This is a genomic window from Ligilactobacillus agilis DSM 20509 (genome assembly GCF_001436215.1).
GTDB lineage: Bacteria > Bacillota > Bacilli > Lactobacillales > Lactobacillaceae > Ligilactobacillus > Ligilactobacillus agilis.
In genome coordinates this window covers 32,666-58,158 of sequence record NZ_AYYP01000057.1, presented here as the reverse complement: position 1 = coordinate 58,158, position 25,493 = coordinate 32,666, and the positions used below count along the sequence as shown (strand labels likewise).

Annotated in this window: 17 protein-coding genes; 8 read left to right on the top strand and 9 right to left on the bottom strand. The window is 38.1% G+C overall.

The features are described 5' to 3' along the window. The first annotated feature begins 108 nt into the window (after positions 1-108). Positions 109-1,281, top strand: a complete 1,173-nt coding sequence (locus FC14_RS06340; RefSeq protein ID WP_056976946.1) for a glycosyltransferase family protein — start codon at positions 109-111, stop codon at positions 1,279-1,281. A 44-nt stretch (positions 1,282-1,325) separates the two neighbouring features. On the opposite strand, the gene thrB is transcribed toward FC14_RS06340, so the two are convergent. Together thrB and FC14_RS06330 are read right to left on the bottom strand one after the other, a co-directional pair. Beyond that, positions 1,326-2,195 (bottom strand): homoserine kinase, encoded by an 870-nt coding sequence (thrB, locus tag FC14_RS06335; protein WP_056976945.1) that lies wholly within the window; start codon positions 2,193-2,195, stop codon positions 1,326-1,328. 4 nt (positions 2,196-2,199) lie between these two features. Further along, positions 2,200-3,483, bottom strand: a complete 1,284-nt coding sequence (locus FC14_RS06330) for a homoserine dehydrogenase (protein WP_056976944.1) — start codon at positions 3,481-3,483, stop codon at positions 2,200-2,202. Positions 3,484-3,677: 194 nt separating this feature from the next. Between FC14_RS06330 and thrC the strand changes: the two genes are divergently transcribed. After that, a complete protein-coding gene (gene thrC, locus FC14_RS06325; RefSeq protein ID WP_056976943.1) occupies positions 3,678-5,159 on the top strand; it encodes a threonine synthase in 1,482 nt (493 codons plus the stop codon). Between the two features lie 41 nt (positions 5,160-5,200). On the opposite strand, the gene FC14_RS11085 is transcribed toward thrC, so the two are convergent. The 3 genes from FC14_RS11085 to FC14_RS06310 form a co-directional block, all read right to left on the bottom strand. Next, positions 5,201-6,037, bottom strand: coding sequence for an N-acetylmuramoyl-L-alanine amidase family protein (locus FC14_RS11085; RefSeq protein WP_478211999.1), 837 nt, complete (start codon positions 6,035-6,037; stop codon positions 5,201-5,203). Positions 6,038-6,328: 291 nt separating this feature from the next. Further along, complete coding sequence (locus FC14_RS06315; protein ID WP_268872179.1) at positions 6,329-6,886, bottom strand: SEC10/PgrA surface exclusion domain-containing protein; 558 nt, start codon at positions 6,884-6,886, stop codon at positions 6,329-6,331. Between the two features lie 40 nt (positions 6,887-6,926). After that, on the bottom strand, positions 6,927-7,514 hold the full coding sequence (locus FC14_RS06310; RefSeq protein ID WP_056976940.1) for a hypothetical protein: 588 nt from the start codon (positions 7,512-7,514) through the stop codon (positions 6,927-6,929). A 251-nt stretch (positions 7,515-7,765) separates the two neighbouring features. Here FC14_RS06310 and FC14_RS06305 point away from each other — a divergent pair, with 251 nt between their 5' ends. Continuing rightward, entirely contained in the window at positions 7,766-8,695 is a 930-nt protein-coding gene (locus tag FC14_RS06305) for a glycosyltransferase family 2 protein (protein ID WP_056976939.1), read from the top strand. Positions 8,696-8,767: 72 nt separating this feature from the next. Here the strand turns inward: FC14_RS06305 and FC14_RS06300 are convergent, their stop codons facing one another. Beyond that, on the bottom strand, positions 8,768-10,393 hold the full coding sequence (locus FC14_RS06300) for a hypothetical protein (protein WP_056976938.1): 1,626 nt from the start codon (positions 10,391-10,393) through the stop codon (positions 8,768-8,770). Between the two features lie 42 nt (positions 10,394-10,435). Next, positions 10,436-13,330: an LTA synthase family protein gene (locus tag FC14_RS06295; protein ID WP_056976937.1), complete on the bottom strand. Its 2,895-nt coding sequence runs from the start codon at positions 13,328-13,330 to the stop codon at positions 10,436-10,438. Between the two features lie 161 nt (positions 13,331-13,491). Between FC14_RS06295 and FC14_RS06290 the strand changes: the two genes are divergently transcribed. From FC14_RS06290 to FC14_RS06270, 5 genes are all read left to right on the top strand, one after another. Further along, positions 13,492-15,210: a hypothetical protein gene (locus FC14_RS06290; RefSeq protein ID WP_056976936.1), complete on the top strand. Its 1,719-nt coding sequence runs from the start codon at positions 13,492-13,494 to the stop codon at positions 15,208-15,210. 26 nt (positions 15,211-15,236) lie between these two features. Further along, positions 15,237-16,844, top strand: a complete 1,608-nt coding sequence (locus FC14_RS06285) for a 6-pyruvoyl-tetrahydropterin synthase-related protein (protein WP_056976935.1) — start codon at positions 15,237-15,239, stop codon at positions 16,842-16,844. Positions 16,845-16,896: 52 nt separating this feature from the next. Beyond that, positions 16,897-17,955: a glycosyltransferase gene (locus FC14_RS06280; protein ID WP_082618707.1), complete on the top strand. Its 1,059-nt coding sequence runs from the start codon at positions 16,897-16,899 to the stop codon at positions 17,953-17,955. A 498-nt stretch (positions 17,956-18,453) separates the two neighbouring features. Continuing rightward, positions 18,454-20,994 (top strand): glucosaminidase domain-containing protein, encoded by a 2,541-nt coding sequence (locus FC14_RS06275; protein ID WP_056976933.1) that lies wholly within the window; start codon positions 18,454-18,456, stop codon positions 20,992-20,994. Positions 20,995-21,273: 279 nt separating this feature from the next. Further along, positions 21,274-21,984 carry a PD-(D/E)XK nuclease family transposase gene (locus FC14_RS06270; protein WP_156655763.1) on the top strand — a complete coding sequence of 237 codons (711 nt, stop codon included), beginning with the start codon at positions 21,274-21,276 and terminating at the stop codon, positions 21,982-21,984. Between the two features lie 84 nt (positions 21,985-22,068). Here FC14_RS06270 and FC14_RS06265 read toward each other — a convergent pair whose 3' ends face one another. Together FC14_RS06265 and FC14_RS06260 are read right to left on the bottom strand one after the other, a co-directional pair. Further along, a complete protein-coding gene (locus FC14_RS06265; RefSeq protein WP_056976931.1) occupies positions 22,069-23,055 on the bottom strand; it encodes a coiled-coil domain-containing 22 family protein in 987 nt (328 codons plus the stop codon). 88 nt (positions 23,056-23,143) lie between these two features. After that, the coding region (locus FC14_RS06260) for a serine hydrolase (RefSeq protein ID WP_191979954.1) at positions 23,144-25,493 on the bottom strand (2,350 nt) is incomplete at its 5' end.

Here is a 25,493-nt window from a genome sequence, read left to right as displayed (position 1 = left end):
AAGTATCTAGATGATTTTGTATATTTCATCTGTATACTTAGAAGGTATTATAGCCATGGTGGTTTTTTTCACTGCGTACAACTATAATTATGACAAGGAGGGAACGGCATGCCTAATATCGCGATTATCGGCTACAATATTTTTGGAATTGGTGGAACTACTCGTAGCAACCTTAATCTCATGCACGAGTTTGGCCACTCTGAATATCAACTTACATACTATAACTACACGAAGTTTAGCAAACGTGACGTTCTGTCGCTTAAGAATAAGTACCCTTACACCTCCAAGGTAGACTTTCGCTTTTTCTTGGAGTTATATAGCCTAGAACCTAAGCAAAGTTACGACTATATCTTTGTTACCAGGGAAGACTTCTTCCCTTTGGCTAAGATTTTGCGTAAAGCTTACCCGCAAGCCATTATTATTGGTGAAATTCATACTCCCCTAGCCTTGCTTAACCGTAAGTTAACTGGGCTCGAGTATTTTTCTTGCCTACGAGTGGCAACCGAATCAATCAAGGAAAAATTAAGCTCCCAGTATGGTTATAACCGGATTTACGTTCAAACTGTTAGCTTAGCCCACCTTAACTGGAATTTTAAGGAACAAGTCACTAACTCTAACCTCCTGGTCCATTCCCGTTTTGATGATAGCCAAAAAGATATTAGCTATACTTTACGCCTATTGAATCAGTTAGTTAATAACGAAGGTCAAAAACAGGTTAAGCTCTACTTATCAGGTACCGGGCCTGATTTAGGTAAGTATAAAAAATACATTAAAAATCACCAGCTCAAAAATAACGTTACAATTTCCCAACGTAAGCTGCCACAAAATTTCACCGCAATTTCTACTTCCCACTACGAAACCCTGGGTTACTCAATCATTGAAAGTGTCGCCCAAGGCCACAGGGTGCTTGCTTACTACGGGGATGATGACGTTGTCTATGAAAATTTAGCGGATGTTCCTCTGATTACCTGGCTAAGCAAAGATCTTAAGGAAGATACTCCTAGGGTCTTAGCTGGCCTAAGAGCCCGCCCAACTTTAGCAGAGTTCCGGGAATCCCAAGCGGCGCTTGAAAAATTAGCCGGGCATTACCTAGAGAAATTCCTTGCTAACACCCAACTCTACCAAGGTGTAAAATTTGACTTAGCCAAGATTACCTCTGCAGATATTCCAACTTGTCGAAAACAAATCGAGGCGGTCTTGGGTTCACCACTAGCCCCTTGGTATATCAAGCTCTATCGATACCTTAAGAAAACCTCCTTAAAAATATTTTTACCAAAATAAGAGGACCGCAATAAGCCAAGTAGTTGGCTTATGCAGTCCTCTTATTATTCACTTACCACTAATCCCTGGCGCTCTACCTCTAGCTGTTCAAACCTTCCAGTCAAACCTAGAGCCTGGGCTTCCTTGATAAAGTCTGCTACCTTGCTTTGATCAATAACCACCATCACCGTTGGGCCTGCCCCACTGAGATAGGTTGCCAGTGCACCCACTTCGTGACCAAGTTTTCGTAGAATCTCCAGGTGCGGAACTAATTTCAATCTGGCTTGTTCATGGTAGCGGTCAGCTTCCATCAAGGGGCCAATCTCTGCTAGGTTCCCGGTTAAAATTGAGGCAACCAATGCGTTACCGACACTTCCTGCAATCACTGCGTCTTTAAAGGCTAACTGCTCAGGTAGGGCCTCCCGACTTTGGCTAGTAGCTAATTCATAATCTGGGATGTAGGCTAGAAAACTCAACTTGGGAAAGTTGCCCTTTACGCTAGTGACGTGTCCGTTAACATAAGTAGCGGCTACAAAGTCGCCCAAGATTGCAGGAGCAACATTGTCGGGGTGCCCCTCAAGTTCGGTTGCCTTTTGAACTAGCTCGTCCTTGCCAATTCCTAACTTACCTAAATGATTAGCCAAGGCCAGCCCGGCTACAATTGCAGTCGAGCTACTACCAAGTCCCCGTGCCAAGGGAATTTTAGATTCAACCCGAACCTTGTGGGGCTCTAAATTAGGTGCTAAGCCCAAGGCCGTTTTGATAATCATATTTTCTTCGTCAGTGGGAATGTCTGCACCCAGGTCATGCTCAACCACCCACTCATCGCACTTAGAACCGACTGTTAAGGTTAAATACATAGACAGGGCAATTCCCAGTGAATCAAAGCCCGGTCCCAAGTTAGCACTAGTTGCTGGTACTTTAATTACTGTCATCTTCTTACCCACCTAACACTTTATAAGCCGCAATCACTTCAATCGTATCTAGTTGGGCCAAGGCCGCTTTAATTTCATTTAGCTGCGCTTCGCTCATCTTATGGGTAACCATCGTTACCCGCGCGTAATCTTCATCTAGTTGAGTCTGGGTAATGAGGTTAAAACTTGCTTGTGCCTTAGTCATAATCTCAGTCAACTTCAACATTTGCCCAGGTTGATCTAAGACTTTAAGAGAAATGTAGTAAGGATAGACTACCTCACTTGGGACAGCTAATTTTACGTTGGCAGAATAATCGTTGAATCTGACCCCAGTTGTTCCCATAACAATATTTTTGGCCACCGTAATAATATCACTCAATACACTGTTAGCCGTTGGTAATTCCCCTGCCCCGGGGCCATAAAACATAGTTTCACCCACAGCTGCCCCGGTTACGAAGACGGCGTTATTTTCATTTTGGACCGCCGCTAGCGGTTGATTCCTTGGGACTAATACTGGCCCAACTGACACATCTAAATGCTTATTAACCAACTTGGAAATTCCTAGGAGCTTTAACTTATAACCTAACCGTTTAGCCTCCGCAATATCTTCGGCCTTAACGTTGCTAATTCCTTCTAACTTAACGTCATCAAGGGTAATATCCTTTCCAAAGGCAAACTGAGTTAAGATAATCATCTTGTAAGCTGCGTCAATCCCCTCAACGTCGTTAGTAGGGTCGGCCTCCGCAAAACCTAGTTCTTGAGCTTGTTTCAAAGCCTGCTCATAGGAAATACCGGCCTGGTTCATCTGGGTCATAATGTAGTTGGTCGTCCCGTTGACAATCCCCTTTACCTCTACAATCTTGTCGGCGGCAAAGGAGTTGACAATGGTCCGTAAAATTGGAATTCCCCCAGCCACACTGGCTTCATAATAAAGGTCGCAACCTTGTTCTAAAGCTAAACTCGTCAACTCTGGACCGTGAGTGGCAATCAAATCTTTATTGGCAGTAACCACGTGTTTTCCAGCTTTTAAAGCGCGCTTGATATAATCACAAGCAGTGTCAACCGTCCCCATTACTTCCACTACCAAGCCAATTTCTGGGTCATTCAAGATGGCAGTAACATCGTCCGTAACATTAATACCGGTCATATCAACCGACCGCTTCTTAGTTAAATCATGAACCACTACTGTCTTTACCACCAATTTTCGCCCGGTAATCAAAGAAATCTTTTCTGCATGATCGGTTAGCATTCTAACAACACCACTTCCGACTGTTCCCAGTCCTAACATCCCGATATTAATGACTTCCATCTTGATTCCTCCTCGTATAACTAATTTTGTTAAATTAATCTTATCATATTTTTCTCATTTTAGGGATAATAATTATTATAGAAACCTAAATTAATCTCTTGCACAAAACCTATTAACCTAGCTTAAACCTGTTAAAAGCTAGCTAAATATGATATTCTAATAAAAAATACAGTTTCTAAGGAGGTTTCTCATAAATGACTCTCTACCGTAGTACCCGCGACCCTTATGCTAAAGCCATCACCGCTTCCCAAGCCGTCCTTCAAGGGCTCAGTCCAGATGGCGGTCTATACGTTCCCGTCACTATGCCCCAAATCGACTTTAATTTTGAAGACGCTTTAGCTTTTTCATACCAAGAGTTAGCTTACCGCATCCTTAAACCCTTCTTTTCTGATTACTCACAAGCAGAACTCACGGACTGCATCAACTCCGCTTACGGACCTAATTTTACCGACCCCTTAGTCGCTCCGGTTAACTACCAAGCGGACAATGCTTATCTAGAATTGTTCCATGGCCCTACAATTGCTTTTAAAGACATCGCCTTGCAGTTATTACCTTACCTCATGACTACGGCCGCTAAAAAGAATCAACTTACTAATAAAATTGTGATTCTAACGGCAACTTCAGGTGACACTGGTAAAGCAGCAATGGAAGGTTTCGCAGACGTTCCTAACACTGAAATCTGTGTCTTCTACCCTAAGGACGGGGTCAGCCCAATCCAAGAAAAGCAGATGCTAACCCAAAAAGGAGCCAACACTCACGTAATTGGGATTAAGGGCAATTTCGATCAAGCCCAAACTAACGTTAAGGAAATTTTCAACAACCGTGACCTCGCCAAACAGTTAGCAACCAAGGGCTACCAGTTCTCATCTGCTAATTCTATTAATATCGGCCGCCTCTTCCCGCAAGTTGTCTACTACTTCCACGCTTACCTACAGCTGGTTAAAGCTGGTAAAGTGACTCTAGGTGCGCCCGTTAACTTCAGTGTTCCTACCGGGAATTTTGGCGATATTTTAGCTGGTTACTACGCTAAGCAACTAGGGCTACCAATTAAGAAGTTAATTTGTGCTTCCAACAAAAACAACGTCCTAACTGACTTCTTCAACGAAGGTACTTACGATAAGAACCGGCCATTTTACGTAACCACCTCACCCTCTATGGACATCCTAGTCTCAAGTAACCTTGAGCGGCTCCTCTTTTACATTAGTGGTGAGGATGCAGCAAAGACAGCCCAACTAATGGCGGACTTAAACCAGACTGGCAAATATAGTTTGAATGAAAACACGAAAGCCAAATTGGCTGACTTCGCTGCTGGTTTCGCAGACGAAGCAAGTACTGAGGCCGAGATTGCCCGGGTCTACCAAGCTAGTGGTTACACCCTCGACCCTCACACCGCCGTTGCCTCCGCAGTTGCTGAACAATATAAAAAAGCTAGCGGCGACTCCACTCCAATGGTGGTTGTGGCTACCGCTAGCCCATATAAGTTCCCCCAAGCAGTTCTGCGTTCACTTGGTGCTAATGAAATTGATTCTGGCTTAGACGCCGTTAACCAGCTCCAAGCCTTAATCAAAGTTCCACTCCCTAAAACTGTTGCCGACTTATTTACCGCTAAGGAACTTCACTCTTTAGTGGTTGAACCAGCAGAGATGGAAGCAACCGTAATTGACATTTTAGAATAAACGAAAAGAGATGGCTCGTTTGAACCATCTCTTTATTTAGCTTATCTCAAAGCTCCTGTATATACATCAAAGAAGTACTTTCTACCATTGATATTTTGCCAACCATATAACATCTGACCGTTACCATTATAATAAACCGTCTTATGTTGGTCTGCAATATATTGGAAACCTGTCTTCATGGCCCCTGTCCAACTATCAAACAAATACCACTTACCGTTGATATTTTGTTGTCCATATTGCATCTGACCGTTGCTTGCATAGTACACTGTCTTATGCTGATCTGCAATGTATTGCAAGCCGGTCTTCATAGCTCCTGTCCAGCCATCAAACAAGTACCACTTGCCATTGATGTTTTGTTGGCCATATTGCATCTGACCGTTGCTTGCATAGTACACTGTCTTATGTTGGTTTGCAATGTATTGCAAGCCGGTCTTCATGGCTCCTGTCCAGCCATCAAATAAGTACCACTTACCGTTGATGTTTTGTTGACCGTACTGCATCTGACCTTGTTTGTTGTAGTATACAGTCTTATGCTGGTTTGCAATGTATTGCAAGCCGGTCTTCATGGCACCAGTCCATTTATCAAATAAATACCACTTACCATTGATATTTTGTTGACCGTATTGCATTTGACCTTGCTTGTTGTAGTATACAGTCTTATGTTGGTCCGCAATGTATTGCAACCCAGTCTGCTTAACACCATTCTTGTAAAGGTACCACTTGCCACCTTCATTGTATTGACCGTTTTTCTTAGTTACCGTATTAACGGTCTTAACAGGTTGGCTAACCTTATTATTCAAAACTTCATTACTTAAGTTATAAACAACACCGTCAATCGTAACTTTACCAGTTAATTTCTTTAAACTACTGTCATAGATGTTAAGTTGCCCATTCCGAGTAACAAAGTAGTATGCTGCATTCCCAACCACTTTTTCCTTAACGTATGAAATTGAAGAATCATTGTTGAAGACGCTAGCCTTCAAGTAGTTACTGTAAGCAGTTGGAACATTCTTTGTTAATGCACTTGTATTACCTAAAGTTTTTGTATATACAAGTTGATTGGTGTCGAAATGAGTATCACTCCAAATCATACTTGGTCTGAAGTTAACAATGTATACCTGGCCCATTTGGTCAAAAGCTAACCCAAAATAATTAGCTCCAAAGCTATATTAATCCCAGCCATAAGCTAATGAGTACGCATGGCCATTACCATCAGCACCCGCATTAGAACCACCACTAGTAGCTGGCATATCATCGTATAGCATTAAAGTAAGTGTTTGGAAGACCGCCCTCTTTAAATCATACATCGTTGTTTTACGATTAGTAGTCATCGTAGCTGCATAATTCAAAAGAGTTGATCCATAATCTTCTGAATAACCATGTAGGCCGTAAGAAGAATATGCTTGCTTCAAAACAGCCGTATCATGGGTACCAGTTGAGATGCTGTGTCGATCCCTAGTGTAGCCTTGAGCAACCTTAACGGCTAAGCCCAATGAGTCCTTGGTAATCATTAACTGCCAAGTATTAGAATCCTGTCCATTAACAGCCCAGACACTTTGTCTAGCGGTATTAAGTAGTTGAGCGGCGAAAAAGTTAACTTCTTTCAACTCACTATCAGTCAAGTTAGCGTAGTCATTAATTACTTGCGCCTTGTCATTGCGAGTGTCACCATTGTACTTAACTGCATCTAGGTTATCATAACTATAGTTGTAGCCCCGATTGTAAATGTTATTACCATTGAAGCCAACTACAGCTTCATCTACATCGTTATAGGTTATAGAAAGTTAAATTATTTTGTGAAACACCTTTCATCGTTGTTGCCAACGTACTAGCAGCTTGCTTAGCCGCTTGCGTATTATTATTACGCGGTGCCTTCTTAACTGTATCAGCATTGGCGCTCCCATCTGCCAACACCTTTCCAGTTTGACTAGCTTGGCTAGCAGTATCGCTTCCCACACTAGCTGTTGCCGAACTAGTTGCTACTTCAGCCACGGAAGAACTACTAGAAGAACTGTCTGTATTTGAAGAAGGTTCTTCAACATTTCTAGTAGTAGTCTGATTAGTAGAACTGGTCTCAGCATTGAGGTAACTGGTGCTACTACTTTCTGAAGTTGAAGTAGCAGCTTGCAACTTAGTTAGAACTTGTGCTGCTTGACTAGTCGAACTAATCTGGTCGGCTAAACTAGTCTTACTTGCTTGTGTACTCTGAGTAGAATTTGAGTCATTTGCAAGTACATTAACGCCACTTGAATCAGAGCTTGTATTTACATCGTCAGCTTTTGCTAAAGTGGCGCCTCCCCCAAATATTGCAGTAAGCGTCATACCTAATAACACCTTCTGCAATACCTTGTTCATAGAAGTTTTCCTCCTTTTGATTGCATTATATCAAGCTTTAAAACACTTTCTGAGTAATTTCTTATTCTTAAACTTTTCTTAATAAAAAATTCACATTTACAAAAACCATCTTCCCTCTTGAAATCTTGTATATATATGATTTTGAGGGTAAAAATCATATATTCTCGTACTACTTTTTATTTAAAGCAAAACTATTCTAGCCATTTATGTTAAAATAAACTTTGAATCTAACAGATTACTAGGAGTATACAATGACAAAGAAACTTTCAATTATTGTCCCCTGCTATTTTGAAGAGGAGTCCATTCCTCTCTTTTACGCAGCGGTGGAAAAAGTTAAACCACAATTGCCTGAAATCGAATTAGAGTATTGGTTCATCAATGATGGTTCCACAGATAACTCTTTAGCTGAAATGAAAAAGTTAAATGAGCAAGACCCTGCTCACGTTCACTACGCTTCTTTCTCACGTAATTTCGGTAAAGAGGCTGCCCTCTATTGTGGCCTAAAAAATGCTACCGGCGATTACGTTACCGTCATGGACGTCGACCTACAGGATCCTCCCGAAATGTTGCCAGAAATGTTTAAGTACATTAACGAAGGTTACGATTGCGTAGGTACCCGCCGGATGAACCGGAAGGGTGAACCACCCATTCGTTCCTTCTTCGCCAAGCTTTTCTACAAATTAATCAATAAAATTTCAGACACCGAGATTGTAGATGGTGCCCGTGATTACCGGCTAATGACCCGGCAAATGGTGGATGCCATTTTAGAAATGTCGGAATATAACCGCTTTTCAAAAGGCATTTTCAGTTGGGTCGGCTTCAAGACCAAGTATCTTGAATACAAGAACCAAGAACGAGTTGCAGGTGAGACATCTTGGAACTTTTGGAAGTTATTTACTTACTCTATCGACGGAATTGTCAACTTTTCTCAGTTTCCATTAGACTTGGCTTCATTTTTCGGCTTCATATCTTCGTTAATTTCTGGATTAGGAATTATTTTCATCATCATTCGCTACCTAATCCATGGTGATCCTACCAGTGGTTGGGCTTCAACTGTTTGCCTAATTCTATTCGTTGGTGGGATTCAATTAATGTTCTTGGGAATCATTGGTAAATACATCGGTAAGATATTTACTGAGGTTAAAGGTCGACCAATTTATATTGTTAAAGAGAAAAAATAGCATACTACAAGCCGAAAGCGTGAAATAGCGGATTTGACCCCACTACTTCACGCTTTCGTTTTCTAAATCTATTTAATAATAATATACGGTGTACGTTCCATATATCTCACTTTTACTCTTTGAAAATTTAGATAAATCTAGACCTACATTATTCTGTACAATATAAACTCTATTTTTACTAATTTTTAAATTATCTAGATTGCCTTCAAAATAATATTTATCAAAATATGAATACTCTAGATGATCTGCAGGTTTCAACTTCTCTCTAGTCTTAAAAAACTTTTCTGGACTTATATGCTCATAAAAAAGTACTACGGGATAATATTGTTTTCCGTATCTTGTAACAAAAACTACCTTCTTATCTTTGAATTTATGCGTAGCATCTATGGCATTCCTTACATCACTAGAAACCTCAATACCACCATCATGTAACTCTGCAGCATTGGTTACCAAATATGATTTAGCAAATAACGATAATAACACCGCCATGGTTACTAAGAACGATACTTTCATAAATTTAGTATCTAGAATACTTTGAAGACCTACATATTCGAAATACAAGATCGGTACAAACATTGCATTATAATGTACAAAATTAGGTAAAATTAAGACGAATGTCGGAATTGAAGCTAGTAATAATAACAACATATATGTATCTAAATCATTAAATTTTGAACTTACTTTCTTAAATAGTCCAACTATTGCAAACACCAACATAAATGGGTAGAACGGCCCAAAAATTGGTAATTCAACCCGGACCATTCCGTCATTGCCGGTTACCATCATTGTTGTAGCTGCTACAATATTATTCCAAATTCCAACTACACCATTTCCTAAGGCGAACTGAGAACTTCCTCGACTAATCGCCATTTTAGTGATAGTTAAGCCCAAAACTTGTAATTCTTTATGACTAATGTAATTTACATACATAAATAAAGCTAGAGGCCAAACTAATAATAAAATAGTCGTGACACCGATAACCACTTGCTTAATATTCACCTTTTTAGTAAAAATTAACCATCCATACACTAATGGCGTAGCACAAGCTAAAAATAACCAGTTATTTGAATATGCATAGGCACTAATACCTAAAAAAACATTGTATAAAACAAATAATAAACTTTTCTTCCAACCTTCACTTGATAAAAATAAAATCATAGTCGCAGTTGAAACTACCACTAAAGAAGGAAAGATATTGCTTTCCACAGCCCACCTACTAGAGGTAATCATAGCAGGACTTAGAAACAAAATTATCATTAAAATAATGATGTTACTATCTTTCCAATTAGTTTTTAAAAGAGCATAGAGAAAATAAAAGGCGGCTAATATACTAAATAAAACCATTGGCAATCTATATACAGATAAGGTAAGTCCAAATAACTTTATAAATGGAATGGCCAAATAAAGATACAATGCATTCATACCTGAACCCCAAGCATAAAAATATACGGGAAGTGGTTTCAACATCATATCAACACCGTATTTCGAAATACTCCATGCATTGTAGCCCCCCATAGCTTCATCAAGATCCAATCCCATGGTGAGCCAAAATTTATATACCCTAACTAAAACTACTAACGCCATTATTAGCAATAGTCCTGTTCTTATCTGCCAAGATTTATTCTTTAACTGCGTTGTTCTATCAATCAACAGATATAGCAATATAGCTAATATCTCAAAACATAATAAAACTTTCATACTTATCCTCCATTGAACTAAGAATATATACAGATAATTAAACTATTTAAAAAAATTGGTCTTAAATAAATATTGTTTACCTGCTGTTAAATCATACTGTACTAATTTCAAATCGTCATATAATTCTTTTTGTTTTTTAGATAAATCTCGATACTTAACTGTCTTACCATCATTATTTACAAAGACTGGATTCTTACCATTTTTATATGCATAGACTTTCATTGCTGGTAATTCCTCCTGTACTTTGGTTAACAAGGCATAATACGCAGAAACTTTAGCATTAACTTGTTTTGCAGTTAATGCAATAAAATCATTGGGTGAGATATATCTAACCTTGCTTAACTTACGTGCACCATGCGCCCTAGCATATTTATTAGAATAAATGAAGTAATCGGTAGTTCTAGCTTCTAATTTATTGGTATCAATAGTATAAATTCCTGGCAAATGGTCACCATAAAGTACTAGTGTTATCGGTTTATTAATTTGATTAATTTGTTTAATAAATTTCTCCACCGCCTTATCTGTGTAAGAAATACCCGCACTATAACTACTAATATTATTTTTTTCACTATCATCCATACTACCTTCAACTTGATACTCATCCGCATTATCATAATAATTTGCGTACGGTAAATGATTTTGCATTGTTACCAAATTAATAAACTGTCCTTTACGATAATCGTTAATTAAATCTAAAACGTTATTATATGATGCTTCATCTGATACATATGGATTTGAACCAATTTTAGATCGATATTTAATTTTATCTTCACTGCCTAAATACATGAATTTTTGAAAACCAAATTCTTGATAAACTGATTTTCTACTATAAAATGCACCACTATATGGATGGATAGCAATAGATTTCGCAAAATAATCGTTAACAGTTATAGACTTTCTTGAGCTTGAAACTACTTGTGTATAGGCTGTAGCTATTGTCGGTGAGAAATTACTCATTGGAAATCCAGTAAGTGCCATATATTCCATATTGGCTGTACCTCCACCATATCCCGAACTAATCATCATTCCTGAAGTCGTTTTAGTTTTTAGTTCATCAATAAATGATAGCGGATTTTTCGATAATGTTACTTCGTCCAAATGATTAGGGTTAGATAAACTTTCACTCAAATTGAAAATAATGGTTTGATCAGCCCATTTATTATTTCGCTTACGATTAATTTTTTGAGCCACTTTTGTATACTTAGCTTCAATCTTAGCCATTTTCTTTTTAGAATAACTACTTTCAAGTTTCATAATAGTTACATCAATGTTGTTCAAAAATTGCTGTAGCGCGCCATTTTGTTGAGCACCCTGTTCTTGATTCTCAAAAGTTGGGTAATTTCCATAACTTTCTAAGAAATCACCCACAACAGAATTCGTATGATTAAATTTCGTACTACTTCCAAAAATACTAATAGCTACTACAATCCCTATTATTCTAGGAATACCTCCTATTTTTTTTTGTGGTACTTTTCTTTCACAGGTAATCATAATACCTACTAGTATAAGTATTCCCACTAGAGCTATCCAAAAAATACTTTCTGGTACCATCCCTAATATTTCACCATATGCCGAAGTCATCGTAACTTCCGTTGGTAAAATTGGTTCAGAACGATAGTAGATTTTTATAACATCTGCAACTATTGCCACACCAATTAAAGCATAACTAAATATAGAACTAACCCAAAAACGATTTGTTACCCCTAGAAGCAATCTGTATATTAAATAAAATAATAACAAATTTAACCATATCATCTGTTGCCGTCTAAAGAACGCGTAAGAAAAAATCGTCATGGTTGCCTTTCCACCTATGTGGGGTGCCGAAAAATCAGGAGACATAAAGATGATTGAACAGTACGCTAAAATATATAGAATTACTATATTAATAATCCTATACTTACTTTCAAGTATATAACTAAAAAAATCATGCTTTATTGACTTGAACCAATCTACCAGTGGTAACTCACTTAACTTCCACTTTCGTTCTAACATATACTCTTTAGAATCCACAATAGCCGCTAATAATCCCAAAATAAAGATAACGGTTACTATCTCCACACTTCTAAGTAGCCAGACACGTAATAACGCCTCTCCACTAATTAATTTTGAGATAATAAATGTGTTCGATACAAAAACAAGCATTAGTAAACTAGAGTACTCAGGGAGTTTTTCTTTAGCTATTACTTTTTTTACCAATAAAAAGACTGCAACAGCTGCCCCTACCACGGTGGCTGATGTTAGTACATCAAAGCGGTAAGCAGTCGATAAGTCAGCATGTACCTTAAGTGATACATACGGCATAGTTAATGCTAGAATTAAATTAACTAAAAGAAGCCCCCCAACCCCTATTAGCTTTTTTATCCCTAAATTTTGGATTTTTTTAGCGGAAAACATAGCTCCAAGTGTAGTCAACAAAAAGGCTGTTAGAATATTATTGCCATTTCCCAAGCCAAAGATATCTTTATCGAATAAAGTAGGCAAAACAAAAAAAATACCATAAAATGCTAAAATTCTAGTTAACGAGTATCTAGCTAGTAACTTTTCAATGCTAGGTTTAACAGCAATAGCCAATATAGCACCTACAGCTAGTGGGTAAGTGTTACGTAAAAGTGGCAATAATGCATTATACAAGTCTGAAATGACAAAGCTACGTGACCATAAAAAAAGTCCTACAAAAGTTAATACATTCAAAATGTAAATATAGAAATACTTTTTCACTACCCATTTAGCGTTCCCTTTAATACAGTAACCCATTAAAATCAATAGCAATGCTACCGCAACGTTTCCAAAGTTATTCAATACTCCATAAGCGAACAATCTTACAGAGAATTCATTATTTTGTAAAAAGCTTGGGTTAGCTTGCTTTAAAACTAGCGAGTAGACTGCCACAACGGAAAGTAAGTATATTATTATTATATTGCGAATCTTTTGAAACAAAATTTCGTACCTAAACCTTTCAAATTTTTATATAGAGTTACATTATGACTTTACATAAATTTAATATATTTTGCAAATGAAAAAATATTTGCTCTGTTAAGCCTTCTTTTTGGTATACTTAACTAGAATTACTTAATTAGAACGCAGGTGTATCATCAAAAATGAATGCAAAACGTAGGGAACTAAAAATAAACATCACTATTACTATTCTAATAGTGATAGCTACCTATCTAGATATCAAAAATAATTTTCTAATTACTGGGGCAGATTCATTTTTCCATATTGAAAGAGTATACGAAATAAGAGAAGCATTCAAGGCTCATCACTTTCCGAGTTGGGTAAACTTCATAACATTTCATCATATTGGTCAAGCTATTAATGGTATGTACCCTGATATTAGTTTATGGCCTCTTGTCTATATCACAAATATATTAAATCCGGTTCATCAAATCATTGTAATTAGATCCCTAATATTAGCACTGACGTACTTAGTAACAAGATACAGTATCTCTAAACGATTCTACAATATCAATGCCACTTACTCAGCAGCTATCTATACTCTATCTGGAATGTGCCTAAGAAACTTTAATAACGAGATTCAACTAGGAACTGCTATTATTTTAATATTTCTATTTCCTATAGTTTTCGCTATCAAAGAATTAATTTATTCAAAAAAAATAGAACCTATTTTGATTATTAAACTATCATTACTATGTACTATCATAATATATTCACATTTAATGAGCATATTTGTTTTATATTTGATAGTAGGAATTTTTATTCTAGCTAGATTGATATACCATCATAGTATCTATCCTATAATCAATATTCTATTATCATCAACTCTTTTGGCATTGACATCATTGCCAATACTTTTTAGATACTTTACAATATCTAGCTCAAAAATACAGTCGGTATACTCTAAAGGTAACGTAACTGCAATAAACTTCACAGATATATTCACTTCTGCTAGTTGGAATAGTCGCGGAGCGTTAAGTCTTGTATCAATAATACTTATTTCTATAGTCTTGACTAATTTAGAAAAATCTAACCTTTCTAAACTGACACCTTATATATACGGCGAAATACTAATTTTGATTTTAGGAACAAATTTAGCTCCTTGGAGTATACTACAGAACTTACCATTATTGGATAGCATTCAAGATACTGGGTGGCGATTCTTAATTTTTTCAAGCGCTATACCTTTCATACTACTATTGATAAACTTTAGTGCTAAAACTAGTGAAAAAATACTACATATTTTGTTTGTAATTTCAATATGTACATCGATAGGAATATATTGGGATTTTCATCAATCGGCTCAAAAAAATTTAGCCTTTTTAGATAAAAGTACTGATCAACCCCTATCAATAAATGACTGGGTAAAATTAAAATCATCTGGAATTAATAGCGAAAATATATCTAGAGATATTGTTCCTGATTATGCGCCAGCACAGATAAATTCTGAAGTATACAATAATGGTTCAACCTTAAGTGATGACCTACAAGAAATAATCTTCCACCATTTTATAATAATTGATGGTAAAAAAATTTCACCCAGTTTAAATTACAAGTACAATCAACTTACTTTTCAAACTAAAAAAAGTATAGATGTTGCTTCAACTGTGACACTACCTATATATAATTATAAAACCTTAAAATATAATGTCACTTTAAATGGTGATAAGACCACTTACTCTATGTCAAACTTGGGTTTTATTGAATTGCATAATGTAAAAAAACTTAAAACAGTATCAGTTAGTTATTCTTATCCTAAGTTATATGTTTATTTAGTATACTTATCAAGTATATTCATACTAACTTTAATCTCATTGCTACTGCATTTATTACAGAAACATAAAATACGTAATATTGATTAATTTTATATTTAAAAAGAGGCGATAAAATGAATAAGTTTTTAAAAAATCTAGTATTAAATATATTCTTCCTACTTGTTGGATTTTTTTATGAATTACCATTTATAACAGGAAGTAAACCCCTAGCGTACTATTTTAAATTAAATGGTGATCAATTATTTCACATTAACAGACTACATTCTCTTAGTCACGTTTTTACCAATCCTATAGCTTTTGATTCTTATCATGGTGTTGGTTATGGCGTAAACTTCTTTTATCCATGGATAACTTTTTATCCAGCTTCGCTATTCAGTAAACTACTTAACAGTGAGGCTAAGGGAATGGTTGTTTTTTTAGCTACAGTAACGTATGCTACCTTAGCTGTTTCTTATTACGCATGTAAAAAATATTTGAATTGGAACTCAAAGCAAAGCATAATTTTTTCGTTACTCTGGACGTTTAGTACATATAGAGGAATTAATTTCTTCAATCGTACAGATATCGGTGAGCTTTTAGCAACTATTTTCATTCCACTCCTTGTCACTTCATTTTTAGATTTTTTACTACATAAAGAATATAAAAATTGGATAGTTATCTCCTTAAGTATGTCTGCTATACTACTTAGTCACGTTCTATCTACGTTAATTATGACGATAGTGTTACTGCTAATTTTAATAATCAATTACAGACATTCTTTAGATGTCAAAGTTTGGATTAATTTACTTAAAGCGGTTATAGCCACATCATTAACGACTATGTTGTACTGGGCACCTATGCTACAACAAAAGTATTATATTCCTACCTTAAGACCATTTACTGCAGTATTAAGTGACTGGGCTCTTAATATAGATGATTTATTTATTCACTCAATAGGTAGTAGCTATCTCACACCAAATATAGGACTACTCCTTATACTGATTATAATTTATGGAGTCTTTAACTTTTCCAAATTGAGTGCAAATAACAAACAATTATTGGCAGTCACCCTTGTTTGTTTATGGTTATGTACTAAAGCATTTCCTTGGCACCTTTTACAAAACACACCGGTTAACTACCTCCAATTTCCATGGAGATTCATGCTTATTGCAACGTTATTTCTTTGTCTATTAGGCGCTACCTTTCTTTCAAAAATACAAGGTAAATATCTAATATTACTATTTAGTATCATCTTTGCATCCAATTATGCATTGATACAGGGGTTACCAAGCGAAAACATCCTACCTATGAACAGAGATACTAGCATAGCAAAATATTACAAAGATTACGTTAATAATGACTATTACCCTAAAGCTGCTGAAAAAGAGGGCTACAACATCGAACAAAAAGAGTTTATATTGAACGGCAAGAAGAAAAAGGCCAATTATAAGGAAAGTAGCACAACATTTACGACAACGTTAATTAATAACAATAACAAAAAAATGGTAGCCGACATCCCTATTTTGTATTACTTGGGTGTGACTGCCAAAGTAAATGGAAAAGATGTAACTATATTAAAATCAGCTAGAGGAACTGTTAAATTATTACTGAACAAGGGTAAAAATAAGATTGTTATAAGTAGTAAGTATACAAAGTTAGCGGTCTACTCCCAAATAATTTCATTAGTCACTTTTGTGCTCTGCTGTTGCTGGTTAATCTATACTAGACTCAGAAAAAATTGAGTTTGTAATCATTTACTACGAATTTAGGATAAGTAGGTGTCTTATTTAAATTATGAAAAAATTAAACTTCCTTTGCAGTGAACTTTCTGGAACGGGCGGAACTGAAACGGTTCTAGTTAAAGTATTAAATCATCTCATCAATAAGTATGACATTACTCTAACATTAAGCAATGAGCCTGAAAAGAGTGAGTGGTTAGAACGACTAAATTCTAAAGTTAAAGTGCTTACTTTTAAGGGAAATAATAACCTCGCTAAATTAGTATTTATATCTAAAATATTCTTATTTAGCAGCAATACCGATTTTATATCACTAAGTCCTAAGATGATATTAATCGGCAATAAGCTGAGAAAACTATTCAAAAAAAAGTACCGGATTATATCATGGTTTCACTATTCGCTCACAGATCAAGATATGTTCGATACTGAACACACTCTGCCCTATGCGGATAGCCATTTCGCTATTAGTAGAGTCATTAGGCAACAACTGTTAGATTTAGGTATTCCGAAAGAAAACATTAGTCTAATCTATAATCCAATCGAAGAAGCAGATATTATACCTAGACCTGTTGAAACACCTAATAAAGATGTCCACTTATTTTACGCTGGTAGAGTCATACTGGATGGTCAAAAAAATTTGCGGGAAATGTTTACAGGCATTAGTGATATGGCTAATGTTTACTTAGATGTTTATGGTACAAGTGATGAAATTAAAGAGTGTCAAAAGTTTGCAAAACAATTGAATATTAGTGATAGAGTTATCTTTCACGGTTGGACACCTGATTTATGGAAAAAAATTAAAGTTAGACCTACCGCTCTAATTATGACCTCTAAGTATGAGGGCCTTTCAATGGTGATGTTAGAAGCTATAGCACATGGTATTCCCGTGATAACTAGCCGTTTTAAGGGATATGACGACATTGTACAAGAGGGGATAAATGGTTTCAGTTACTCACTTGGGGACATTCAAGCCTTAACCGAATCTATTAACAAAATTGCTGAAGCTAATCTTGATGCTAGAAGTGTTAAAGACAGCATCAGTTGTTATTATCCAGAAAAATACTTTGAACATTTAGATGAGTCTTTAGAACAATTTCTTAATTACACAAACTAGATTATTTTTTCACTTAGGAGATTTCACATGAACAATCGAAAAACTCGTACTCATATTTTAAAATTAGTCAATATTTATACAGCAATAATGATTATTCTTGCTTTCCTTATAGCAACCCTAGAAGTTGCTCCCGAAAATTTAGCTTTTATCCCCACCTTCTTGCTAAGGCCGATAAAGTTCATTTTAAAATTTTCAGAATACTCATTCCTACCGATATTAACTAGCTTGTTAATTCACTACAATTCTAAGCTTAATAGCTAATGTAGAGAGTTTGATATACAAATAGTTCGTATCTCACCACTGAAAGTTGCCATTTTAACCATTGCTAGTTTTCAGTGGTGTTTTTTAGTCTCCCCTTTTTTATACCACGCATCTCACCCTTATATTTCATTTAGACAACAATTTGGCGGTTAGCATTGACTAGCGGGCTGGGCTGGGCTTTAATGAAAAGTGGACAACTAAAATTTAACTAGGGAATTTGGATTAGAAAGGAATAGCATGAAAAAAACAAGAGAAAAGCAAATCGTTAAAAAATATAAAAGACAGAAATTGAAACAATTATACTTGGCTTCTGGGGTTACTTTGCTGACTACTTTGGGAACAGTCGGACTTTCTGCACATGCGGATACAACTGGGGCTAATAATGCGCAAACTGAAAAAGCAACAAGTGCAACTGTAGCAACTACCAATGCTAATACTACGAGCAACGTGCAAACATTGCGCTCAAGTTCAAGTAGTGCTGCAGCTCAGACTAGTAGCGAAAAAGCGCCACAACAAGCAGCGACTACTAGCTCAGCTAGCTCGCAAGCAACGGCAGCTACAACTTCAGCAAGCGTAGCTTCTGCAAGTGCGACTGCAAGTAGTGAGACTCATGCTACCAGCACTACCACTGTGTCTAGCCAGGCGGTAACTTCTACGGCTACAAGTCAAGCGACTACGGCAACATCAACAGCAAGTGCTAGTTCAAGTGCAACTACTAATTTGACTGTTAATCAAGCCAGCCAAAGCTTCAGTAGTGCTAACACAGCTACTGCCAGCAAGTCTGCCGTTAAGTCAGTAGCTGCCCCTAAGGTGCTAGCCACTACTAACCAAGCGGCTGAACCTAAGACTGACTATAGTTACCATGGTGAGATTAAAAATGACGTTTCTGCTAGCACCGGGGACAAAGCACATAATGCAACCAATGTAGCTGGGGTGGCTAATAACTCTAACGCAACCCCAAGTGTGACAAACGCATCTTGGACTGTGCAAAACTTTGTTAACCAAATTGGCAGTGCCGCTATGCAAGTCTCCCAAGAATATGGGGTTTATGCTTCCTTAATGATGGCTCAAGCTGGGTTAGAAAGTGGTTGGGGGCAAAGTACTTTAGCAACTAATGCCCATAACTTGTTTGGGGTTAAGTATAACGGTACCGGTGAATATGTCTTGATGCCAACCTTAGAATACTATGGTGGGGCTTATCACCGGGTAAACGCCAAGTTCCAAAAGTATAACAGCTACTATGATTCACTCGTGCGTTACGCGCAGTTGATTAATAGAAACTACCCTAATTCAACCAAGCGGGCTGGCAGTTACCAAGCAGCCGCCCAAAACTTACGCTACGGGGTTTATAGTACCTATGCTACAGACCCAACCTACGCAAGTAAGTTAATCAGCGTAATTAATACTTACTCCTTCTACCGCTTTGATCAACCGGTTAGCCAGGAAAAATATGAAAACGGCCACTGGTACCTATATAAAAACGGCCAAAAGCAAACTGGCTTCCAACACATTAATAACGGCAACAAGGTCGTTTACTATAACAATGCCGGTCAAATGCAGTACGGCCAACAAAATATTAACGGCCACTGGTACTACTTTGACGAAGGTACTGGCGCAATGCAGGCTGGGGTTAAGTATATCGCTAGCCAAGCTAAGAATGTTTACTACAACAACCAAGGGCAAATGCAATACGGGGAACAAAACATCAACGGCTCTTGGTACCTCTTTGACCAATGGACGGGTGCCATGAAGTACGGTTGGCAAAAACTGGGTAACCGCACCGTCTACTACGACAACAACGGTAAGATGGCCCACGGTCAAGCTAACGTTAAGGGCCACTGGTATTATTTCGATGATATCGATGGTCATGAATTAACTTCCCAATTTAAGCGGATTGCTAACCAAAATAAGACCGTCTACTATAACGACCAAGGCCAGATGCTTTACGGGCCTCAAGTCATTAACGGTAAGACCTACTATTTCGATTACGGCACTGGTAAGTTACGGGCTGATGTTTTCTACTACAACTCAGCTACTAAGGGAACTCAGTATTACAACGAGCAAGGCCAAGTAGTTTATGGTCAAGCTAACATCCACGGCCACTGGTATCTCTTTGATAAGACTACCGGTAACATGAAGACTGGCTTCCAATATATTCCGGAACAACACAAGACCGTTTACTATAACGGCGCCGGCCAAATGCAATACGGTCAAAAGCTAATTAATAATCACTGGTACCTCTTCGATAAGATTACTGGTGCAATGAAAGTTGGCTTCCAATATATCCCAGAACAAAAGAAGATGGTCTACTACGACAAGAACGGCCACATGCTTTACGGTTGGCAAAAGCTTAACGGCGCTACCTACTACTTTGACACCGTAACCGGGGAAATGGCTAAGGGTCAAAAGAACATTAATGGTCACTGGTATAACTTTGCAGACGGTAAGATGTCTACGGGCTTTACTTACCTTAAAGATCAAAATAAGACCGTCTACTATGACAAGAATGGCCACATGCTTTACGGCTGGCAAAAGCTTAACGGCGCTACCTACTATTTTGACACCGTAACTGGTGAAATGGCTAAGGGCCAAAAACACCTTGGCAAGTACTGGTATAATTTCGATGCCAATGGTAAGATGTCTATCGGCTTTACTGACATCAAAGACCAACGCAAGACCGTCTACTATGATAAGGATGGTCGCATGCTTTACGGCAACCAAACTATTGCTGGTAAGAAATACTACTTCAATCCATTTACTGGGGCCCTAAAGAAATAGGCGTTTCACTTTAGGAGTTGGACTTTTTTAAGTTCAACTCCTTTTTATTAGACTTTGATTAGATTTAAACTTTTAAAGAATTAACTTGCCATTTTTTACGTATCTATAAAGTAGAGGGGTAAAAAATAACATCTACGAAGGAGCGATAGCTTTTGAATCTGCGAAAAGAAACTGCCTTAAAATGGCAACAAGCAACGATTAAAGACCACCTCGTCTTTAGCTGGGGCTTCAATGACCACCCGGAACTCTTAGAATAACTACTAAAAATGTGGTTTCCAAATTTTAAAGTCAGGCACCTTAATTACCGTCAAGCGTGAAGCCGACGAAAAGAAAAATGCTGTCTATCACGGTCCCCGTTTCGATGTTTACGCCGAAGATGAGCACGGTACCATCTATGATCTAGAGATGCAAAACCAAAACCACCATGATATTGAAAAGCGGATGACCATCTACCAAGGTAAACTCGAAACCCAGGCCCTGTATGCCGGTCAATCATTTAGCGAGCGCCGCCAAACCGTCATCTTGTTTTTATGCGACCACGATGTTTACAACTTAAATCAAGTTCACTATCAACTAATCCCCCAATTAGTAGGGCACCCGGAGATTTTAATTGACAACGGTGAAACCAATGTTATAGTAAATTTGAAAGGTAACGCTAGTAGGCAGGCCACCCTTAACCAAGAAATGCTGACCTACTTTAATGACGGGACCGTCACCGGTAAATTTAGTGCCGCTTTAGAGCAGGCTGTTAGAGAAGTTAAAAATGACGCCAAGAAGGAGGAAAACTATATGACCATCGAAGAATATGCTGCCCGCCAAAGTGCCTACGCCCGCAAGGAAGGACGGGAAGAAGAACGTATGGAAACTATCAAAGGCTTAGTTAAACTTAACTTTACTAAGGAACAAGTCATTGATTTTTTGATTCAAAACTTAAACTTAAATCAACAAGAAGCTAGCCAAGCTTACAATCAAGCTATGGCCACAGCCTAATTAAACAATTAATTATGCCCCTCTAAAAAAGCAGGCTCCATGTAAGCTATCTAAGTCTTACATGGAGCCTGCTTTTTTATCCACCTAATTTACATTAACTTGCTTGTAGCTACCTGTTAGGCTGTCCATCTTTTGAACAACTTTGGTTTGAGTATTAAAGCGATACATCCCTTTTAATACCGAAACCCCTGGGTTAGTAGCACTAGTAGTTCTGATTTCAATCAGATAATTGTTGTCACCTTGGTCTTGAGTGAAGTATTGATCACCAGTCTGCTTGACCACACCACTAGCAGCCTGGAATTGGCTAATGATGCCTTCATCGGCTAATTGGTTAGCCACTGAGGATACAGCTTGACTTGGAGCCGATGAAATATCTGCTCCTGTTTGGGAGCTATATTGTGAACTAGCCAATGTAGAATTCTTAGTATTTACATAGGTGCTAGTTGTTGAATTGGAGCTAACTGTTGCTGCGCTGGATTTACTTGCATCTTCAGCTAACGCAGCCGCTACCTTTTGCTTGTAGCTCTTAGCTTTTTGCTGTAACTCTGCCACTACCTTATAGTTAGAATCTAAATCTTCTAATGATTCTAAGCTACCTTGAGCTTCATTATACTTCTGTGCTTGGTAGTACTTTTGAATCTCGGCATAGTAGGTATTAGCTAAGTTAACTACATTATATTCCTTGTTGGTTACCTTAACTTGCTTAACAAATTCCGTTGGCTTAGTAACTTCTAACAGATCAGCCAACTTTGTCTTAGCATTTTTCAACTTATTGGCATCCAAATTATCTTTAACAACCTTTAAGTCGCTAGTATTATTTGCTAATTGGCTAACTTGTTCATCTTTGCTATCCTTGTATGGTTTCAAAGTTTCGTAAGCTTTATTAACTTGGCCATTATCTAATTGAGTCAAGGCTTTATCATAAGCTGCTTTAGCTGCCTTTACCTGGCTGGTGCTAGTAGATTGACTGGCACTTTGTTTATTATCGTTACTATTACCACATCCACCTAAACCAGCAACTACCAACAAGGTAGCCCCGATAGTTAATAGGCTTTTCTTGAATTTCCACATAGAAATCCCCCCTCTTCACTTCAAATTATACCCTTGTAGTGCGCCTAACTCAACTAAAGTAAGGGTGCTAATTAAAAATAATTTGCTGTTATTTAAGCATTTGACTAATTTTACGTGCCACTTGTTCTACCTTATTAATCCCTGTGTAGAGAGGGTTGTTGACACTGTAGATAGCGATTGTATAGCCGTGACCATTGTTAGGGATAAAACCAATACTATTAACCACCCATGGTCCATTATCACTCCAACCAGCGGTCATCCAGCCATTCTTTAAGTAGTAATCCCCACTACCAGCCGAAATCCCCCAACGTTGACTAGAGTTGACCGTGTGCATCAGACCCTTAAGATAATCTTGTGACGCCCGGTTAAGGTAGGATGAATTATTAGTTAAGTAGATTTGGTAAAGAAGTTTCAACTGGTCAGTCGGAGTAGTTAAGGTTGTACCCCAAGCAGGTCTTGGCGTGGTCGACCACATTTGTAAATCACGGTACAGCCGGCCAACTGGATTGCCACCTTCCCATAAGTGATAATTAATTAAATTCGTAGTAGCCGCATTATCACTATTTCTAATCATTCTTTCTGCTAGTCGTCTTTCCGTAGCGGTCAAATTACCGCCCTTATTATGCAACAGTTCTGCTAGTACCCCCACTTTTACAGTACTTGCCATTTGGAAGCGCATGTTCCCAGAGTTGCTGTAGGCATAAATTTGACCCGACTTTTGCGACTGAATAGCTACCGCAATGTTAGTCCCTAAGCGGTTAACTAAGGCATTTAACTCATTGAAATCATGACCGTTACCGCGACTATCGAAGGCATAGAAATGACCATTGATATTAACAATTTCAGCACTAGCTTGTGCCCCGGTACCAAAGTTGAAGAAATAACGGTGTCCATTTACATTTTGCCAGCCATACTGCATTTGGCCATTAGCAGCATAGTAAACAGTTTTATTTTGGCTGGCTATCCATTGTAACCCGGTCTTCATTGCCCCAGTCACATTATCGAATAAATACCAGTGACCACCGACATTTTGTTGCCCGTAAAGCATCTGGCCTTGGTCGTTGTAATAAACAGTTTTCTTTTGGTCTGGTAAATAAGTCAGGCCAGTCGCCATCTTACCGCTGGTTAGACTGAAGTAATACCAATGATTATTTAATCGTTGTTGCCCCGTCACGACCTTATTTCCGTTGAGCAAGAAGGTTTGCCCCTTAACAGTCACTAACCCCTGTCCCTGCAAGTAACCCTTGGTAAAGTCATAGGTCTTACCAGCCAGGTTAATCATGCCGTGCGCTTGCTTACCATCCTTACCATAGTAATTGATTTGACCTGTTTTGCGATTATAGGCCACATTATCTTTCAACTGCTCACCGGTAACTAAATCAAAATAATAGGTCACCCCATTAAGGACTTGTTGGCCGTATTGCATTTGACCTTGATTGTTGTAGTAAACTACCTTCTTTTGATCTGGCAGGTAAGTTAAGCCGGTTGCCATCCCTTTTTTGGCATCAAAGTAATACCAGTGGCCCTTGATATGCTTTTGACCCACAGCCTGGGTTCCTAAAGCGGGGTCAAAGTAATAGGTCGCCCCACCAATTTTTTGGAAACCGTAGAGCATTTGGCCGTCCTGGTTATAATAAACGGTCTTATGTTGGTCGGCAATGTATTGGAAGCCGGTCTTCATCGCCCCAGTTACCTTGTCAAATAAGTACCAGTGACCACCAACATTTTGTTGGCCGTATTGCATCTGGCCTTGGGCGTTATAGTAAACCGTCTTGGCTTGATCTTTGAGGTGAGTGAAGCCCGTCGACATCTTACCTGTTACTTGGTCGAAATTATACCAGTAATCGCCAATGTTTCGTTGGCCGGTTTGCATCTTGCCGTCGTTACCAAAGAGATACTTAGCGTTGGCAATGGTTTGTAGGCCCTTGGCCATCGCCCCATTCCACTTGTCAAAGTAGTATTTAGCTTTGTTAAGTTCTTGCCAACCGTACTGCATTTGCCCTTGAGCGTTGTAATAAACGGTCTTGCTTTGGTCCTTGAGGTAAGTAAAGCCAGTGGACATCTTACCTGTTACCTTATCGAAGTTGTACCAGTGACCGCCAATATTTTGTTGGCCGTATTGCATTTGGCCGGCCCCGTTGTAGTAAACGGTCTTGTTTTGGTCCTTGATTTGGGTAAAGCCGGTCTTGGCTTTTCCGTCGTTAGCCTGATCAAAGAGGTACCAATGGCCACCCACGCTTTGTTGGCCATAAGCTTGCTTACCGTTGGCCGCGTAATAATACCGCGCACCATTATCTACTACTAAGCCGGTTTGCATGGCCCCGGTTCCCTTATCGAAGTAGTAGTTGGCGTTATTGATAGTTTGGTGGCCATATTGCATCCGGCCCTGTTTGTCATAGTAAACTGTCTTGTTTTGGTCGGCAATTCTTTGGAAACCG